The organism is Aeromonas sp. FDAARGOS 1417, assembly GCF_019046985.1.
In the GTDB taxonomy this organism is placed as follows: Bacteria; Pseudomonadota; Gammaproteobacteria; order Enterobacterales; family Aeromonadaceae; genus Aeromonas; species Aeromonas veronii.
The window spans coordinates 3,199,132-3,212,113 of sequence record NZ_CP077221.1 but is presented as its reverse complement, the minus strand read 5'-3'; the positions used below and the strand labels follow the sequence as shown (position 1 = coordinate 3,212,113).

Annotated in this window: 13 protein-coding genes; 4 read left to right on the top strand and 9 right to left on the bottom strand. The window is 60.9% G+C overall.

Annotated features, from left to right (window positions below):
* The first annotated feature begins 47 nt into the window (after positions 1-47).
* Complete coding sequence (locus I6L47_RS14780) at positions 48-947, top strand: acyltransferase (RefSeq protein WP_043823224.1); 900 nt, start codon at positions 48-50, stop codon at positions 945-947.
* Between the two features lie 6 nt (positions 948-953).
* Positions 954-1,919, top strand: a complete 966-nt coding sequence (locus I6L47_RS14775; RefSeq protein WP_216947701.1) for an acyltransferase — start codon at positions 954-956, stop codon at positions 1,917-1,919.
* Here the strand turns inward: I6L47_RS14775 and I6L47_RS14770 are convergent.
* Both I6L47_RS14770 and I6L47_RS14765 read right to left on the bottom strand, forming a co-directional pair.
* Complete coding sequence (locus I6L47_RS14770) at positions 1,844-2,350, bottom strand: DUF523 domain-containing protein (protein ID WP_216947700.1); 507 nt, start codon at positions 2,348-2,350, stop codon at positions 1,844-1,846. The genes I6L47_RS14775 and I6L47_RS14770 overlap by 76 nt on opposite strands.
* On the bottom strand, positions 2,347-2,997 hold the full coding sequence (locus I6L47_RS14765; protein WP_005339607.1) for a DNA mismatch repair protein MutT: 651 nt from the start codon (positions 2,995-2,997) through the stop codon (positions 2,347-2,349). The genes I6L47_RS14770 and I6L47_RS14765 overlap by 4 nt, the downstream gene beginning before the upstream one ends.
* A gap of 74 nt (positions 2,998-3,071) precedes the next feature.
* Here I6L47_RS14765 and I6L47_RS14760 point away from each other — a divergent pair, with 74 nt between their 5' ends.
* Together I6L47_RS14760 and pncB are read left to right on the top strand one after the other, a co-directional pair.
* Positions 3,072-3,707 carry a nicotinamidase gene (locus tag I6L47_RS14760; RefSeq protein ID WP_042055347.1) on the top strand — a complete coding sequence of 212 codons (636 nt, stop codon included), beginning with the start codon at positions 3,072-3,074 and terminating at the stop codon, positions 3,705-3,707.
* Between the two features lie 101 nt (positions 3,708-3,808).
* Entirely contained in the window at positions 3,809-4,987 is a 1,179-nt protein-coding gene (gene pncB, locus I6L47_RS14755) for a nicotinate phosphoribosyltransferase (RefSeq protein ID WP_005342020.1), read from the top strand.
* Positions 4,988-5,059: 72 nt separating this feature from the next.
* Here the strand turns inward: pncB and I6L47_RS14750 are convergent, their stop codons facing one another.
* The 7 genes from I6L47_RS14750 to I6L47_RS14720 form a co-directional block, all read right to left on the bottom strand.
* Positions 5,060-5,668: a thiol:disulfide interchange protein DsbA/DsbL gene (locus I6L47_RS14750; RefSeq protein ID WP_216947699.1), complete on the bottom strand. Its 609-nt coding sequence runs from the start codon at positions 5,666-5,668 to the stop codon at positions 5,060-5,062.
* A gap of 137 nt (positions 5,669-5,805) precedes the next feature.
* A complete protein-coding gene (locus I6L47_RS14745) occupies positions 5,806-6,795 on the bottom strand; it encodes a serine/threonine protein kinase (RefSeq protein ID WP_216949364.1) in 990 nt (329 codons plus the stop codon).
* Between the two features lie 104 nt (positions 6,796-6,899).
* Positions 6,900-8,351, bottom strand: a complete 1,452-nt coding sequence (gene ccoG, locus I6L47_RS14740; RefSeq protein WP_005357450.1) for a cytochrome c oxidase accessory protein CcoG — start codon at positions 8,349-8,351, stop codon at positions 6,900-6,902.
* A gap of 155 nt (positions 8,352-8,506) precedes the next feature.
* Positions 8,507-8,770: a YihD family protein gene (locus tag I6L47_RS14735; RefSeq protein WP_005339598.1), complete on the bottom strand. Its 264-nt coding sequence runs from the start codon at positions 8,768-8,770 to the stop codon at positions 8,507-8,509.
* Between the two features lie 30 nt (positions 8,771-8,800).
* Complete coding sequence (locus I6L47_RS14730; RefSeq protein WP_005339596.1) at positions 8,801-9,955, bottom strand: GGDEF domain-containing protein; 1,155 nt, start codon at positions 9,953-9,955, stop codon at positions 8,801-8,803.
* 127 nt (positions 9,956-10,082) lie between these two features.
* Positions 10,083-10,472, bottom strand: a complete 390-nt coding sequence (cueR, locus tag I6L47_RS14725) for a Cu(I)-responsive transcriptional regulator (protein WP_005356117.1) — start codon at positions 10,470-10,472, stop codon at positions 10,083-10,085.
* Positions 10,473-12,902: a heavy metal translocating P-type ATPase gene (locus tag I6L47_RS14720; RefSeq protein ID WP_216947698.1), complete on the bottom strand. Its 2,430-nt coding sequence runs from the start codon at positions 12,900-12,902 to the stop codon at positions 10,473-10,475.
* Positions 12,903-12,982 lie beyond the last annotated feature (80 nt).

The following is a 12,982-nucleotide window of genomic DNA, read 5'->3' as shown; positions in this document are numbered from 1 at the left end:
TCTGACCACTTGATGGCCCTTTATCGACAGCAAGACGGACCCGACTCATGCCCAACAAGCTGACAGAGCGACTGCGCGGCAGCCTCTCCACCCTGCTCTATTTTTTCAACACCCTCTTCTGGTTTGTCCCCATCTTCTCGCTGGGTCTGCTCAAGCTCCTGCTCCCCCTCAAGGGGTGGCGCACCCTCTGCAACTGGCTGCTGGATGGCTGTGCCAGCTGCTGGATCGGTTTCAACAATCTGATCCAGAAAACCATCATCAAAACCCCTTTCGAGGTGGTCGGAGTGGACAAAGGGCGCCGGAATGAGTGGTATATGGTGATTGCCAACCATCAATCCTGGGTCGACATACTGGTACTGCAGCGGGTTTTTAACCAAAAAATCCCCTTCCTGAAGTTTTTTCTGAAGAAAGAGCTGATTTGGGTACCTTTTCTCGGTCTGGCATGGTGGGCGCTCGACTTCCCCTTCATGCGGCGATATTCCAGGAAATTTCTGGAAAAACATCCCCATCTGAAGGGAAAAGACATTGAAACGACCCGTAAGGCCTGCGCCAGGTTCCGCCACATTCCGGTGAGTGTGATGAACTTCGTCGAAGGCACCCGCTTCACCGGCAGCAAGCATCAGAAGCAGGGCTCACCCTATCGTCATCTGCTGCTCCCGAAAGCGGGGGGCATCGCCTTTACCCTGGCCGCCATGGGTGATCAGTTGCATCAACTGGTGGATGTCACCATCGCCTATCCGGACGGCATTCCCAGCTACTGGGACTTCATGTGTGGCCGGGTCGGGCAAATCAAGGTTCAGGTCCGCTATTTGCCGATCGACCGCAAGCTGGTGGGGGATTACTTCAATGACCCCGAGTTCCAACAAGAGTTTCAACAGTGGTTGAACGGGATCTGGCACGAAAAGGACCAGACCCTGAGCCAACTACTGGCAACCAAGGCGCAGTAAACATTCATGCTATCCCTGCTTCCCGGCCCCCTGGTGCTGATCATCAGCGCGGGCCTGACCATCCTTTTCACCGCCTTGTGCGCCAGCTTGATCCTGCTGGTGTCGCTGGCCAAACTGCTGCTGCCGATCCCGGCCTTTGGTCGCGCCTGCAGCCGCCTCAACAACCGCTTCATGAGACTGTGGCTGGCCTGCAATGCGCTGGTGATCCGCCTCACCACCCGTATTGAATGGCAGGTGGAGGACAATACCAAGCTGCGCAAGGATGGCTGGTATCTCATCATCAGCAACCATATGAGCTGGACCGATATCGTGGTGCTCGGCCACCTGTTCCGGGATCGGCTGCCGGTGCCCAAGTTCTTTATGAAGCACGAGCTGATCTACATCCCGCTGTTGGGGCTCGCCTGCTGGGGGCTCGATATGCCCTTTATGCGCCGCTATTCGCGAGAGTTTCTGTTAAGAAATCCCCATCTGCGCGGCAAGGATATCGAGACCACCCGCAACGCCTGCGAGAAGTTTCGCCACATCCCCACTACCGTCATCAACTTCGTGGAAGGGACCCGCTTCACCGAGCAGAAACGGGACGCATCACGCTCCCGCTACCGCCATCTGATGCCGCCCAAGGCGGCGGGGCTGGCCTTTACGCTGGCAGCCATGGGCGAGCAGTTCGACAGCCTGATCAACGTCACCATCCGCTATCCGGAGAACGCCGAGACCCCGTTCAAGGACTTCCTGATGGGGCGGGTAAAACGCATTCAGGTGCGGATTGAGGAGCTGCCGGTGAATGAGCAGCTGATTGGAGATTACTTCAACGACAAGCAGTTCAAGCGCGGTTTTCAGGAGTGGCTAAACCAGCGCTGGCAGGAGAAGGACGAGGTGCTGGAGGGGTGGCAGAGCGGTCAGTCACCGCTGCCAGTTGCCGCCAAATCCGGGGAGGAATCCAAAGAGAGTGCCGAGGCCAACTCGGCCAACTGATCTTCGGAAAAGACTGTAATCCCGTGGCGGCGCAGCAGGGCAGTGGTCTTGCCCTCGCCCGCCACAGAAACACCTTCGAAGCGGCCGTTATAGATACGGCCGCTACCACATGAGGGGCTCCCCTCTTTCAGCAGGGCGAAGCGAATGCCCTGCGCCTGACAAATAGCCAACGCCAGCTCGGCGCCGCGATCAAACTCTTCAGTCACATCCAGCCCGCTCGCCGTCACTACCAGCTCGCCCTGTCGCTCGGCAGGGGGGCGTGGGGTCGGCAAACCGCCAGCCACTTCGGGGCAGAAGGCCAGCACCCGCCCCTCGGCACCCAGCTCACTCAGCCAGTCGCTGACAATCCCCTTGCTCTGACCGTCGTAACGCACCGGCTGACCAAGCAAGCAGGCACTCACCAGCACCTTGTGCACGCCGGTCTCACTCATGCTTCCGCTCCATGCATCACCTGATCGAACATCACGCAGCAGGGGCTCTCCAGCCGATAGAGAATGGCGGGGCGCTGTTTGCCGGTGCGCTTGCGGCCGGTATCCACCAGAATGTCGGCGCGATGGATCCGCTTGCGAAATGCCGCCGTATTCATGGGTGTTTGCAGGATGATTTCGAAGGCGCGCTGCACCTCGGATAGGGTGAACTCGGGCCCCAGCAGTTGCAGCGGCAGGGTGCTGTAGCGGCTCTTGATCCGCAGCCGCTCCAGCCCCTTGGCGATAAGCTGGACATGGTCGAAGGCGAGGCTCAGCCCCGGCAGGTTGGCGAGCGGATGCCAGCAGCCGTGGATCGCTTCCACTTCCGGATCCACCAGACAGAGATAGACCAGGGTCGTGGACCAGCCGCGGGGGTCCCGCTCCAGATTGCCGAGGGTGCAGACCTGCTCGCTATAGCAGTGACCGAGCCCCCACTCCGCCAGCAGACGGCGCTGGGCGGCATCCAGATCCCGATCCCGGGTCTCGTCGATGCGCAGCGCAGGCAGTTGCCAACAGTGGGCAAAGGGGGGGCGATCGCGGGTCTCAAGCAGCAGCTCGAGCCGCTCCTCATGCAACCGCAGCACCACCATATCCAGACTCATTCTCAGCATGCCGATCGCCCTGCTCGCCTTCCATTAATGTTTGGTAGATAATATCACACGAATAGTATGTGCAGGAGCCAATCATGGGAACCGTCGCCAGCCTGGATATTGATGCGCAGAAGGGCTTTACCCCCCTCTGCCCGAACGAACTGCCCGTCGCGGGCGGTGATGATATTGTGGCTGCGCTCAACGCTCAGGCCACCCTCGCCACGCTGCGGATCGGCAGCAAGGACTCTCACCCCGCCAATGCCGACTGGGCCGTTTCTGACCCCGCAGGCATGCTGTTGCCGCTGGACCTGCCCAACGCCGACCTCACTTGGCCGGTGCACTGCGTACCGGGTAGCAAAGGCTTCGAACTGCTCGACGGCCTGCCCGCCCCCATCGACTATGACTTCTTCGTCTGGAAGGGGGTCGAACCGGATCTCCATCCCTACGGCACCTGCTTCCACGACCTGGCAGAACGGCGCAGCACCGGACTCATCGAATTCCTGCAAGCCCGCAAGGTCGATACCGTACTGGTCGGCGGCCTCGCCACCGACTACTGTGTCAAAACCAGCGTGCTGCAACTGCGTCGCGCCGGTTTCCGGGTGATCGTCCATCTCGATGCCTGCCGTGGCATCGCCCCCGAGACGGTTGCCAGCGCCCACACCCAGATGATCGAGGCTGGCGCCGAACTGGCCCAGACCCTGATCGATGTACAACGCCTGCTGGACGCCTGATATGCCACCGATTCTTACCAGCCTGCTCGACACCGACGCCTGCACGTTACATATGCGGCAGGGGAGCTCCATCGTGCTCACCAGTCTGCGAGGAGCCTGATATGCCCCCAATCCTCACCAGCCTGCTCGACACCGACGCCTACAAGCTGCATATGCAGCAGGCGGTGTTCCATCGCTATCCGGATGCCGAGGTGGTGGCCGAGTTTCACAGCCGCAATGAAGAGGATCTGCTGCCCATGATGGGGCAGATCGAGGAGCAACTGCGCCTCGCCGGATCCCTGCGACTGACCAGGCCAGAGCTCGATTTTCTGGCCGAGCGTCCCTTCTTCACCCCTGACTACCTCGACCACCTGCGCCGCAAGCCGCTCGACGCCTCGCTACTCAAAGTGTTCGAGCAGGATGGCCGCATCAATGTGCGGGTCGAGGGCCCCTGGCAGGATGTGATCCTGTGGGAGATCCCGGTGCTCGCCATCATCAGCGAGATGCGCAACCGCTTCCGCTACCCCCAGTTCGGCGTCAGCCACGCGCTGGAGCGGCTCGATCAGAAGATCGACAAGCTGGAGAAGGAGCTGAGCAGCGACGAGATGAGCGAGTTTAACCTCATCGACTTCGGCACCCGCCGCCGCTTCTCTCACGCGGTACAGGATGCGGTAGTGGGTCGCCTCAAGGAGCGGCTGCCGGCGTTTCGCGGCACCAGCAACTACATGCTGGCCCAGAAGTACAAGCTGCCCGCGGTCGGCACCCAGGCCCATGAGTGGTTCCAGGCGCACCAGCAGCTCGGCTTCCCGCTGGAACACAGCCAGCGCGCCGCCCTCACCAGCTGGCTGGACGAGTTCACCGACCATCTTGGCATCGCCCTGACCGACTGCATCACCATGGATGCCTTCCTGCGGGACTTCGACTTCGAGCTGGCCAGCAGCTACCAGGGCTTGCGCCACGACTCCGGCGATCCCGTAGTGTGGGGCGAGAAGGCGATTAGCCACTATCAGCGCCTCGGCATCGACCCCACCGACAAGACTCTGGTCTTCTCCGACGGGCTCAACCTCGACAAGGCGGTGCAGCTGTTCCGTCACTTCCGTGGCCGCATCAACACCAGTTTCGGCATCGGCACCAAGCTCACCTGCGATCTGCCCGGTGTCAGCCCGATGAACATCGTCTTCAAGCTGATCGAGTGCAATGGCGGCCCAGTCGCCAAGATCTCCGACAGTCCGGGCAAGACCCTCTGTCGGGATGCGGAGTTTATCCGCAACCTCAAACAGGCGTTCCACGTCGGGGTCTGATCTTCCCGATCACCAGAAAACAAAAAGCCCGCCGGTTCGCACCGGCGGGCTTTTTTATCGACTCAAGGGGTATCAGTCTTTCTTGGCCAGCAGGAACTGCACCAGCTTGTTGAACTGCTCTTGAGAGGTGATGGATTCAATCTTCACCATGTACTTGCCGTTCACCAGGAAGGCCGGTACACCACGAATGTTGTAGCTCTCGGTGTTGCGATCGAACTGGGAGACCATGCCGGAGACGGCGAAGCTGTCGACGGCACCGTCGAACTCTTCAGCCGGTACGCCGTTGTCCACGAAGATCTTCTTCACATCGTCACGGCTCATCGGCGGCTGACGCTGGGTGTGGATCTTGGTGAAGATGGTCGGAGTCAGCTTGGCTTCGGCATTGAGCAGGCTGGCAACAGCGTAGGCACGCTGCATCTCGGGGCCCATCTCGCGACCGAGGAAAGCAACCGGGTTCTTCTTGAGGGGCACACCCTCTGGCAACCCGGCCTTCAACTGTTCAACGATCGGTTCGAAGGTAGCGCAGTGCGGGCAGTAGTAGGAGAAAAACTCCATCACTTCCGGCTGGGCACTGCCAGTCTGTTTGACCACATCGTAGTTGACGCCTTCCTTGAACTCGGGGGCGGCGTGAACCATGGGGATCATCAGCATGGCAGCAAGGAAAAATAGAACTTTTTTCATGATGTTTCCTGTTAAGGGATCACTGTGAGGCACGCCCGGCGAACCGAAGCAGTGCCAAGCCTATTGTTTCGCCATGCTGACGTCAATGGTCAGGGCCGGAGATCGAGTCCCCCTTGCCGCGCAAGATCCCTTCTATTTCACCAGTTTGGCATCAGGCTCAACGGTGGCGCCTTGAGTGCCTCCAGCTGATCGTGCAGTGTCGCTATCTGTTGACGCCAGTAATGATCGGTATTGAACCAGGGGAAGTGACGGGGGAAGGCGGGATCTTCCCAGCGCCGCGCCAGCCACGCCATGTAGTGAACGATGCGCATCGCCCGCAGCGGCTCGATCAGCGCCAGCTCCCGCGAGTCGAACTCCATAAACTCCTCGTAGCCCGCCAGCAGGGTGTCGAGCTGGATCTGCTGCTCGTGGCGCTCGCCGCTGAGCATCATCCAGAGATCCTGAATCGCGGGGCCGGTACGGCAATCATCGAGGTCGACAAACATGGGGCCATCGCGCCAGAGGATGTTGCCCGGGTGGCAGTCGCCATGCAGGGAGATCTGCGCCACATCCAGGGTCATGGCGTCGCTGACATGTTTGATCAGCTCGTCGAGCACCCCGAAGAATTGCTTCGCCAGCCCGCTTGGCAGCCACTCGCCAGACGCCAGCAGCTGACGTGGTTCGTGCAGCATGCTCTCCACATCGAGCCGTACCCGATGGTGGAACGGCTTGCTGGCGCCGATCTGATGAATGCGGCCGAGGAAACGCCCCACCCACTCAAGCTGGTCGAGATTATCCACCTCGAACTGGCGGCCACCGACGCTCTGCCAGATGGCAAAGGGGTAACCCTCGTGCTCCAGCAGGGTCTCGTCCGCGAAGGCGAGCGGCGCGGCAACCGGGATCTCAGCCTCTGCAAGGCGGGTGGCAAACTTGTGCTCCTCGAGGATCTGGGCCCGGCTCCAGCGGCCGGGACGGTAGAACTTCACCACATAGCGGCGACGATCCTCATCCTGAAACTGGTAGACCCGGTTTTCGTAGCTGTTGAGCTCGATAAGGCCGGAGTCGAGCCGCAGGCCACTGAGATCGAGCGCATCCATGATGAGGTCGGGATTGAGGTCGGAATAGTTGAAACGCATGTCATCCACCATAAAGAAAGGGGCGCCGTTGCGCCCCATTCTATCACCACTGCCCGCCATTGCCGTGCTCGCTGGTGACCGGACTGGTGTCACGCCCGGCCCGCAGCCACACGCAGTTACAACCGGCTGATAAACTTGCTGCCCTGGCGCAGGTTGCCCTTGCTGTCATCGGGCGCCGCCCCCTCCCGTTTCAGCACGAACTGGATATCCAGCGCCGGCCGTTTCAGGTTGTAGGGATCGACCGCCAGACTGACCGGCAGGGTGTAGATCTCGCCCGCCTTCAGGGTCACTTCACGGGGGCCGAACCACTGATACTCGGGCAAGCCCTCAACATCCAGCTGGTAGGTCTGGGACTGCAGGGTCTTGTTGAGGATCTTGAGGGTGTAGGTGTTCTCGATAAGCCCCTCGCTGTTTTCGCGGAACAGCTGGTTGCGATCCCGCAGGATATCGAGCCCCATCGGCATGATGGACATGGCGTTGTAGACAAATACCCCCAGCATCACTGCCATTACCAAGCCGTAACCTATCAGCTTGGGCCGCGCCACATGGGTGGAGTCGTTGGCCAGCTTGTGCTCTGTGGTGTAGCTGATGAGCCCTTTCGGGTAGCCCATCCGCTCCATGGTCTGGTCGCAGGCATCGACGCAGGCACCGCAGTTGATGCACTCATACTGCAGGCCATCGCGGATATCGATACCGGTCGGACAGACCTGCACGCAGAGATCGCAGTCGATACAGTCACCCAACCCCATCGCCTTGGGATCCGCCTTGCGGGAGCGGGCGCCACGGGTCTCGCCACGCTTGGTGTCATAGCCGACGATGAAGGTGTCCTTGTCGAACATGGCGGACTGGAAGCGGGCATAGGGGCACATGTGGATACACATGATGGCACGCATCCAGCCAGCGTTGCCGTAGGTAATGATGGTGAAGAAGATCACCCAGAACAGCACCCATCCGCTGGCCTGCAGGGTGAAGAGGTCCGGCACCAGTTCAGTCACATCCTGGAAGTAGGCGACGAAGGTCAGGCCGGTAACCAGCGAGATCGCCAGCCAGGCCAGATGCTTGGCTCCCTTGCGGGCCAGCTTCTCGCCGCTCCAGGGCGCCTCGTCCAGCTTGCGCCGCTTGTTGGCGGGCCCTTCCAGCTTCTCTTCAAACCAGATGAACATGAAGGTCCAGACCGTCTGCGGGCAGAGATAGCCACACCAGACCCGGCCAAGGAAGGTGGTAATAAAGAAGAGTCCGAAGGCGGCGATCATGAAGAGCCAAGCGAGCAGGGTCAGATCCTGCGGCCAGATGGTGGCGCCAAAGATATGGAACTGCTGGTGACCGAGGTCGAACAGCACCGCCTGTCGCCCGTCGTAACGCAGCCAGGGCAGCAGCACGAACAGCGCCACAAAGAACCAGCCCATGGCCTTGCGCATCCGCTGCCAATACCCTTTCTGGGCCCGCACATAGATGCGGTTGCCCGGGTTGAATCTGTCGTCGCTGGCTTTGAACGTATTGGGGTTGAAGGTCCCGGTTACGCCCTTGTCGGTGACGTCCTTGATATCGATTTTATCGTGGTCGGCCATTGCAAGACATCGCTCCCTTATTTGTTATGGAGCGGATTATATCTTAAACAGCATGCTAATTGTGTGGATTAGATGTATCTAATATTGGGGTTGGATCTCAATTTTCGGCAACAAAAAAGCGCATCACCCCGAGGTGATGCGCTTCCGCTAAAGATTCACTTGATTCCGCGCGCCTTGAGCAGTGCCTCTTTGAAATCGGGCACATGATCCTTGGCCAGACCGGGGATCATCGCCTGCTTGTCGGATTCCCGCATCTTGAGGTGATAGATCAGCATGTCGTCGGTCAGCTCGGACAGAGGCCCTTCAAATCCCGCTTCTTGGGCCAGTTTGGCAACAAACTGCACCAGGCTGAGATCCTGTTCCTTGATCCAGGCAGGCTGCAACAACTCCAGCAGCTCTTCGATACGATGACATTGCATAGACAACCTCTTTAATCTGTCACGTTAAATTCAGGCAACCTTACCCATCAAGGCTACTTCGATTCGATCCCGCCCATTATGCTTGGCCTGATAGAGTGCCGCATCCGCTTTTTGGATCAAATCGGCGATTTTCATGCTGTTGTCCGGTATCAGTGTCGCAACACCAAAACTACATGTGACCCGACCGGAGACCAGTGACTTCTGGTGCGGGATGGCCAGCTCCTTGAGCGCCTGCCGCACATTGTCCGCCACCTGCAATGCCCCCTGCATGCCGGTGCAGGGCAGCAGCAAGGCGAACTCTTCGCCCCCGTAACGAGCCGCCAGATCGTCCTCGCGCCGCTCCACCTCGGCCAGCAGCCCCGCCACCTGTTGCAGGCAGTCATCCCCCAGCTGATGGCCGTAAAGATCGTTGAACTGCTTGAAGTAATCCACATCCACCAGCACCAGCGACAACGGCGCCCGGGCGCGATGGCAGCGCCGCCAAGCCCGCTCCAGAGAGTCGTCGAGATGGGCGCGGTTGGCGATGCCGGTCAGGCCGTCGAGGCGGGAGGTGAGACGCAAATGCTCGGAGACCGCCTTCAGTTCGGCAACCAGCTCGGCGTTGGAGAAACGGTGGTGGAGCGAGGCGATCTGATCCCGCCGCATCCGGCGCAGCAGGGTCGGCAGAAAGACAAACAGATAACCCGCCAGCATGCAGGAGACGATCCGCTCCTGCTCGTTGCCATTGCCCAGCTCGAACAGCATCGCCATGCCCAGCGGCAGGGCGGAACCATAGAGGGTACGGCGGCTGCCAAACAGCATGATGGCGCTGCCGGTAAGAATGAGGCTGGAGAGCATCATCATGGCGGCCCGGTAGGTATCGGGCAGCTTGTCCATGTAGAGCAGCACCCCGAGGGCCCAGATGATTGAGGTGATGGTGGCTCCGATAAAGAGCTCCCGCTCCAGCACCGGCAACGGAGTCTGGTGCAGGCGGGCTCGGCGCCAGCGCAAGTGCCAGCCCCGACCCAGCAGCCACAGAAAAGTGCCTGCCAGCCAACCGAGCGCTTCGATGGCGGGTAGATAGTCGTGAAACAGCAGACTCCAGCCAAATGCCAACACGCCCAAACAGGGGAGACTGAACGATGCATGGGTATAGAGCTGGGCCATAATGGCCTGCTTAACCTGGCGTGTCACACTCTGGGTCAACTGAGTACTCCTGTACAAGAGCCGAGCAGTCTACCATTACCCCCTGACCCGCAACAATAAAGCGCCGCTTATTAAGAAGTTAATCAATCAATAACGATTTCTTCTGCGCTGGCAGGTGAGTCCTTGCTCACCCTTTCTCCAATTCGTCGAGGATCGGGCACTCGGGATTTTCATCCCCGTGGCAGCAGCAGACCAGCCCTTCCAGGGAGGTAAGCATGGCCTGCAGCCCGGCGATGCGGGCGCGCAGATCGACGATCTTCTCCTGCGCCAGCTTCTTCACCTGGGCACTGGTTCTGTGTTCGTCACGGTAGAGCGCCAGCAGCTCCTGACACTCCTCCAGATTGAAGCCGGTCTCCCGCGCCCGCTTGACGAAACGCAACTCCCGCAACGCCCCCTCGGTGTAACTGCGATAACCGTTGTCACTGCGTACCGGGGCTGTGATGAGGCCAATGCTCTCGTAATAACGGATGGTCTTGGCGGTCAGCCCAGTGGCCTTGGCAACCTTGCTGATGTTCATTTATGCCTCCTTACTGATCGGGTTGGATGCTGGCCCGTGCGCCGCCCTGGGCTGCCAGCGTTTCAATAACAGGGAATTGCTCAAAACGGTGATGCTGCTCAGGGCCATGGCCGCCCCCGCCAGCTCGGGGCTGAGGTAGCCCAGCGCCGCCAGCGGAATACCGATGATATTGAACACGAAGGCCCAGAACAGATTCTGCTGTATGGTGCGCCAGGTCGCCGCCGAGATATCGATGGCATCAGCCACCAGCCGCGGGTCGGAGCGCATCAGGGTGATGGAAGCTGTCTCCATCGCCACATCGGAGCCGGAGCCCATGGCGATGCCGACGTCCGCCGCCGCCAGTGCCGGGGCGTCATTCACCCCGTCCCCCACCATGGCCACCAGCCCGCGGGTTTGCGCCCGCAGCGCCTCCACTTTCTCCACCTTGCCCGCTGGCAGAACGGAGTCAAAGGCTCCGTCCAGTCCCAGCTTGGCAGCGATATGGGCCACGGGGGCCGGCGCGTCGCCGCTCACCAACCAGCTGGCAATGCCGCGCTGACGCAGATTGGCGATGGCTTCCGGACTCTCGGGGCGCAGGGTATCGGCCAGCGCCCCGATGCCGGCCACCACGCCGTCGATGGCCACCCAAACCCGGGTCGCCCCATCGGCGGCTTGTTCATCCTGTTGCGGCAATTCAATGCCGAGCTGGGCCAGCAGGGAACCATTACCGATAGCGACCCTGTGACCCTCCACCTGACCGACTATACCGGCACCGACCCGCACCTCTACCTCATCGGGCTGAGGCAGTGCCACCCCGCTGCCGACTGCCTCGCGCATGGCCAGCGCCAGCGGGTGTTCGCTCGCCTGCTGCAGGGCGGCAGCGAGGCGCAGTTGCTCGTCATTGCCGCTCCAGCTCGCCAGCACGGGCTTGCCTTGGGTCAAAGTGCCTGTCTTGTCGAAGATAAGCGCCTTGATGGCGTGGGCCTTCTGCAGGGTATCCACATCCTTGATCAGAATGCCGTGGCGCGCCGCGACGCCGGTACCGGTGACGATGGCCGCCGGGGTCGCCAGCCCCAGCGCACAGGGGCAGGCGATAACCAGCACCGCCACCGCTGCCAGCAGCGCCTGACCGAAGTCGTTGCTGATGGCGTACCACACCAGCAGGGTAAACAGGGCTATGGCCATCACCACAGGTACAAACACGGCAGAGACCTTGTCCACCAGCTGTTGCAGCGGGGCCTTGCCCATCTGGGCACTCTCCACCAGTGCGATGATCTTGCTGAGGCTGGAGTCCTCCCCTACGGTAGTGGCTTCAATTTCCAGCACGCCGGAGCGGTTGATGACGCCGCCCAGCACCTTGTCGCCCGCACTGCGCGGCACCGGCAGGCTCTCGCCGGTGAGGATCGACTCGTCCAGTTCGCTGGCGCCGCTCACGATTTTGCCGTCCACCGGCACCCGCTCACCCACCAGCACCCGCAGCCGATCGCCACGCAGCACCTCGTCGATGGCGACGCTCTGCCAGCTCTCGCCACGCCAGACGGTGGCGGTTTCCGGTCGCAGCGCCATCAGTTCGCGAATGGCGGACTGGGTGCTGCGTCTGGCCCGTGCCTCCAGCAACTTGCCGAGAGAAATCAGGGTGATGATGATGGCGCTCGCCTCGAAATAGAGCTTGCCGCTGGCGGCCATCCCCAGCGTAAACAACAGATAGAGGCTGTAGAAGTAGGCGGCGCTGGTACCGGTGGCCACCAGCACATCCATATTGGCTGCGCGGTTCTTGATGGCGAGCCAGGCGCCGCGATAGAAACGGGCTCCGATCCAGAACTGTACCGGGGTGGCGAGCAGCAGCTCCAGCCAGGCGGGCAGATGCCAAGGGAACAGTCCGGCCATGGCCAGCATCCCCACCAGCAGCGGCAAGGTCAGCAAAGCCGAGACGATGACCCGGGTCTGCGCCTGACGGGCAGTGGCGACCTCCTGCGCTTCCCGCTCCAGCAACTGCTGGCGGCGGCCGCTGGCCGAGCCTTGTGCCAACTGGGCGCCAAAGCCGAGCGCTTCGATCTGCTCGCGCAAAGCTGCCGGGGTTTGCATCCCGGGGACCAGCACGATCCGGGCCTGTTCGATGGAGAAGTTGACCTCGGCCGAGATAACGCCGGGCAGCGCCGCCAGCATCTTGTTCAGGCGGGCAGAACAACCGGCACAAGTCATGCCGGTAATCTGAAACAGGATTGTCTCGCTGCCGTAGTCGTAACCCTGACTCTTGATGCTGTCGAGCACCGCAGGCAGGCGATCGGGGCTGGCCAGCTCGATGGCCGCCTGCTCCAGCGCGAAGTTGACGGTGGCTGATACCCCGTCGAGTTTGTTGAGGGCGGTCGTGATGCGGCCTGCGCAGTTGGCGCAGCTCATGCCGCTGAGCGGCAACTGCAGATGAATGGGTGATTGAAGATGAGTGGTCATGTTGTTCCTCCCCGGAACCCGTCGGCACCACAAAACGCCGACTGGCAAACCCTAACCTTTACTGTAAGGGTAAGCTCAAG

Bases quoted from the DNA above. Each gene is read 5' to 3' on its own strand.
- I6L47_RS14780 (WP_043823224.1), top strand. From the start codon at position 48: ATGCCCAACAAGCTGACAGAGCGACTGCGCGGCAGCCTCTCCACCCTG.
- I6L47_RS14775 (WP_216947701.1), top strand. From the start codon at position 954: ATGCTATCCCTGCTTCCCGGCCCCCTGGTGCTGATCATCAGCGCGGGC.
- I6L47_RS14770 (WP_216947700.1), bottom strand. From the start codon at position 2,350: ATGAGTGAGACCGGCGTGCACAAGGTGCTGGTGAGTGCCTGCTTGCTT.
- I6L47_RS14765 (WP_005339607.1), bottom strand. From the start codon at position 2,997: ATGCTGAGAATGAGTCTGGATATGGTGGTGCTGCGGTTGCATGAGGAG.
- I6L47_RS14760 (WP_042055347.1), top strand. From the start codon at position 3,072: ATGGGAACCGTCGCCAGCCTGGATATTGATGCGCAGAAGGGCTTTACC.
- pncB (WP_005342020.1), top strand. From the start codon at position 3,809: ATGCCCCCAATCCTCACCAGCCTGCTCGACACCGACGCCTACAAGCTG.
- I6L47_RS14750 (WP_216947699.1), bottom strand. From the start codon at position 5,668: ATGAAAAAAGTTCTATTTTTCCTTGCTGCCATGCTGATGATCCCCATG.
- I6L47_RS14745 (WP_216949364.1), bottom strand. From the start codon at position 6,795: ATGGTGGATGACATGCGTTTCAACTATTCCGACCTCAATCCCGACCTC.
- ccoG (WP_005357450.1), bottom strand. From the start codon at position 8,351: ATGGCCGACCACGATAAAATCGATATCAAGGACGTCACCGACAAGGGC.
- I6L47_RS14735 (WP_005339598.1), bottom strand. From the start codon at position 8,770: ATGCAATGTCATCGTATCGAAGAGCTGCTGGAGTTGTTGCAGCCTGCC.
- cueR (WP_005356117.1), bottom strand. From the start codon at position 10,472: ATGAACATCAGCAAGGTTGCCAAGGCCACTGGGCTGACCGCCAAGACC.
- I6L47_RS14720 (WP_216947698.1), bottom strand. From the start codon at position 12,902: ATGACCACTCATCTTCAATCACCCATTCATCTGCAGTTGCCGCTCAGC.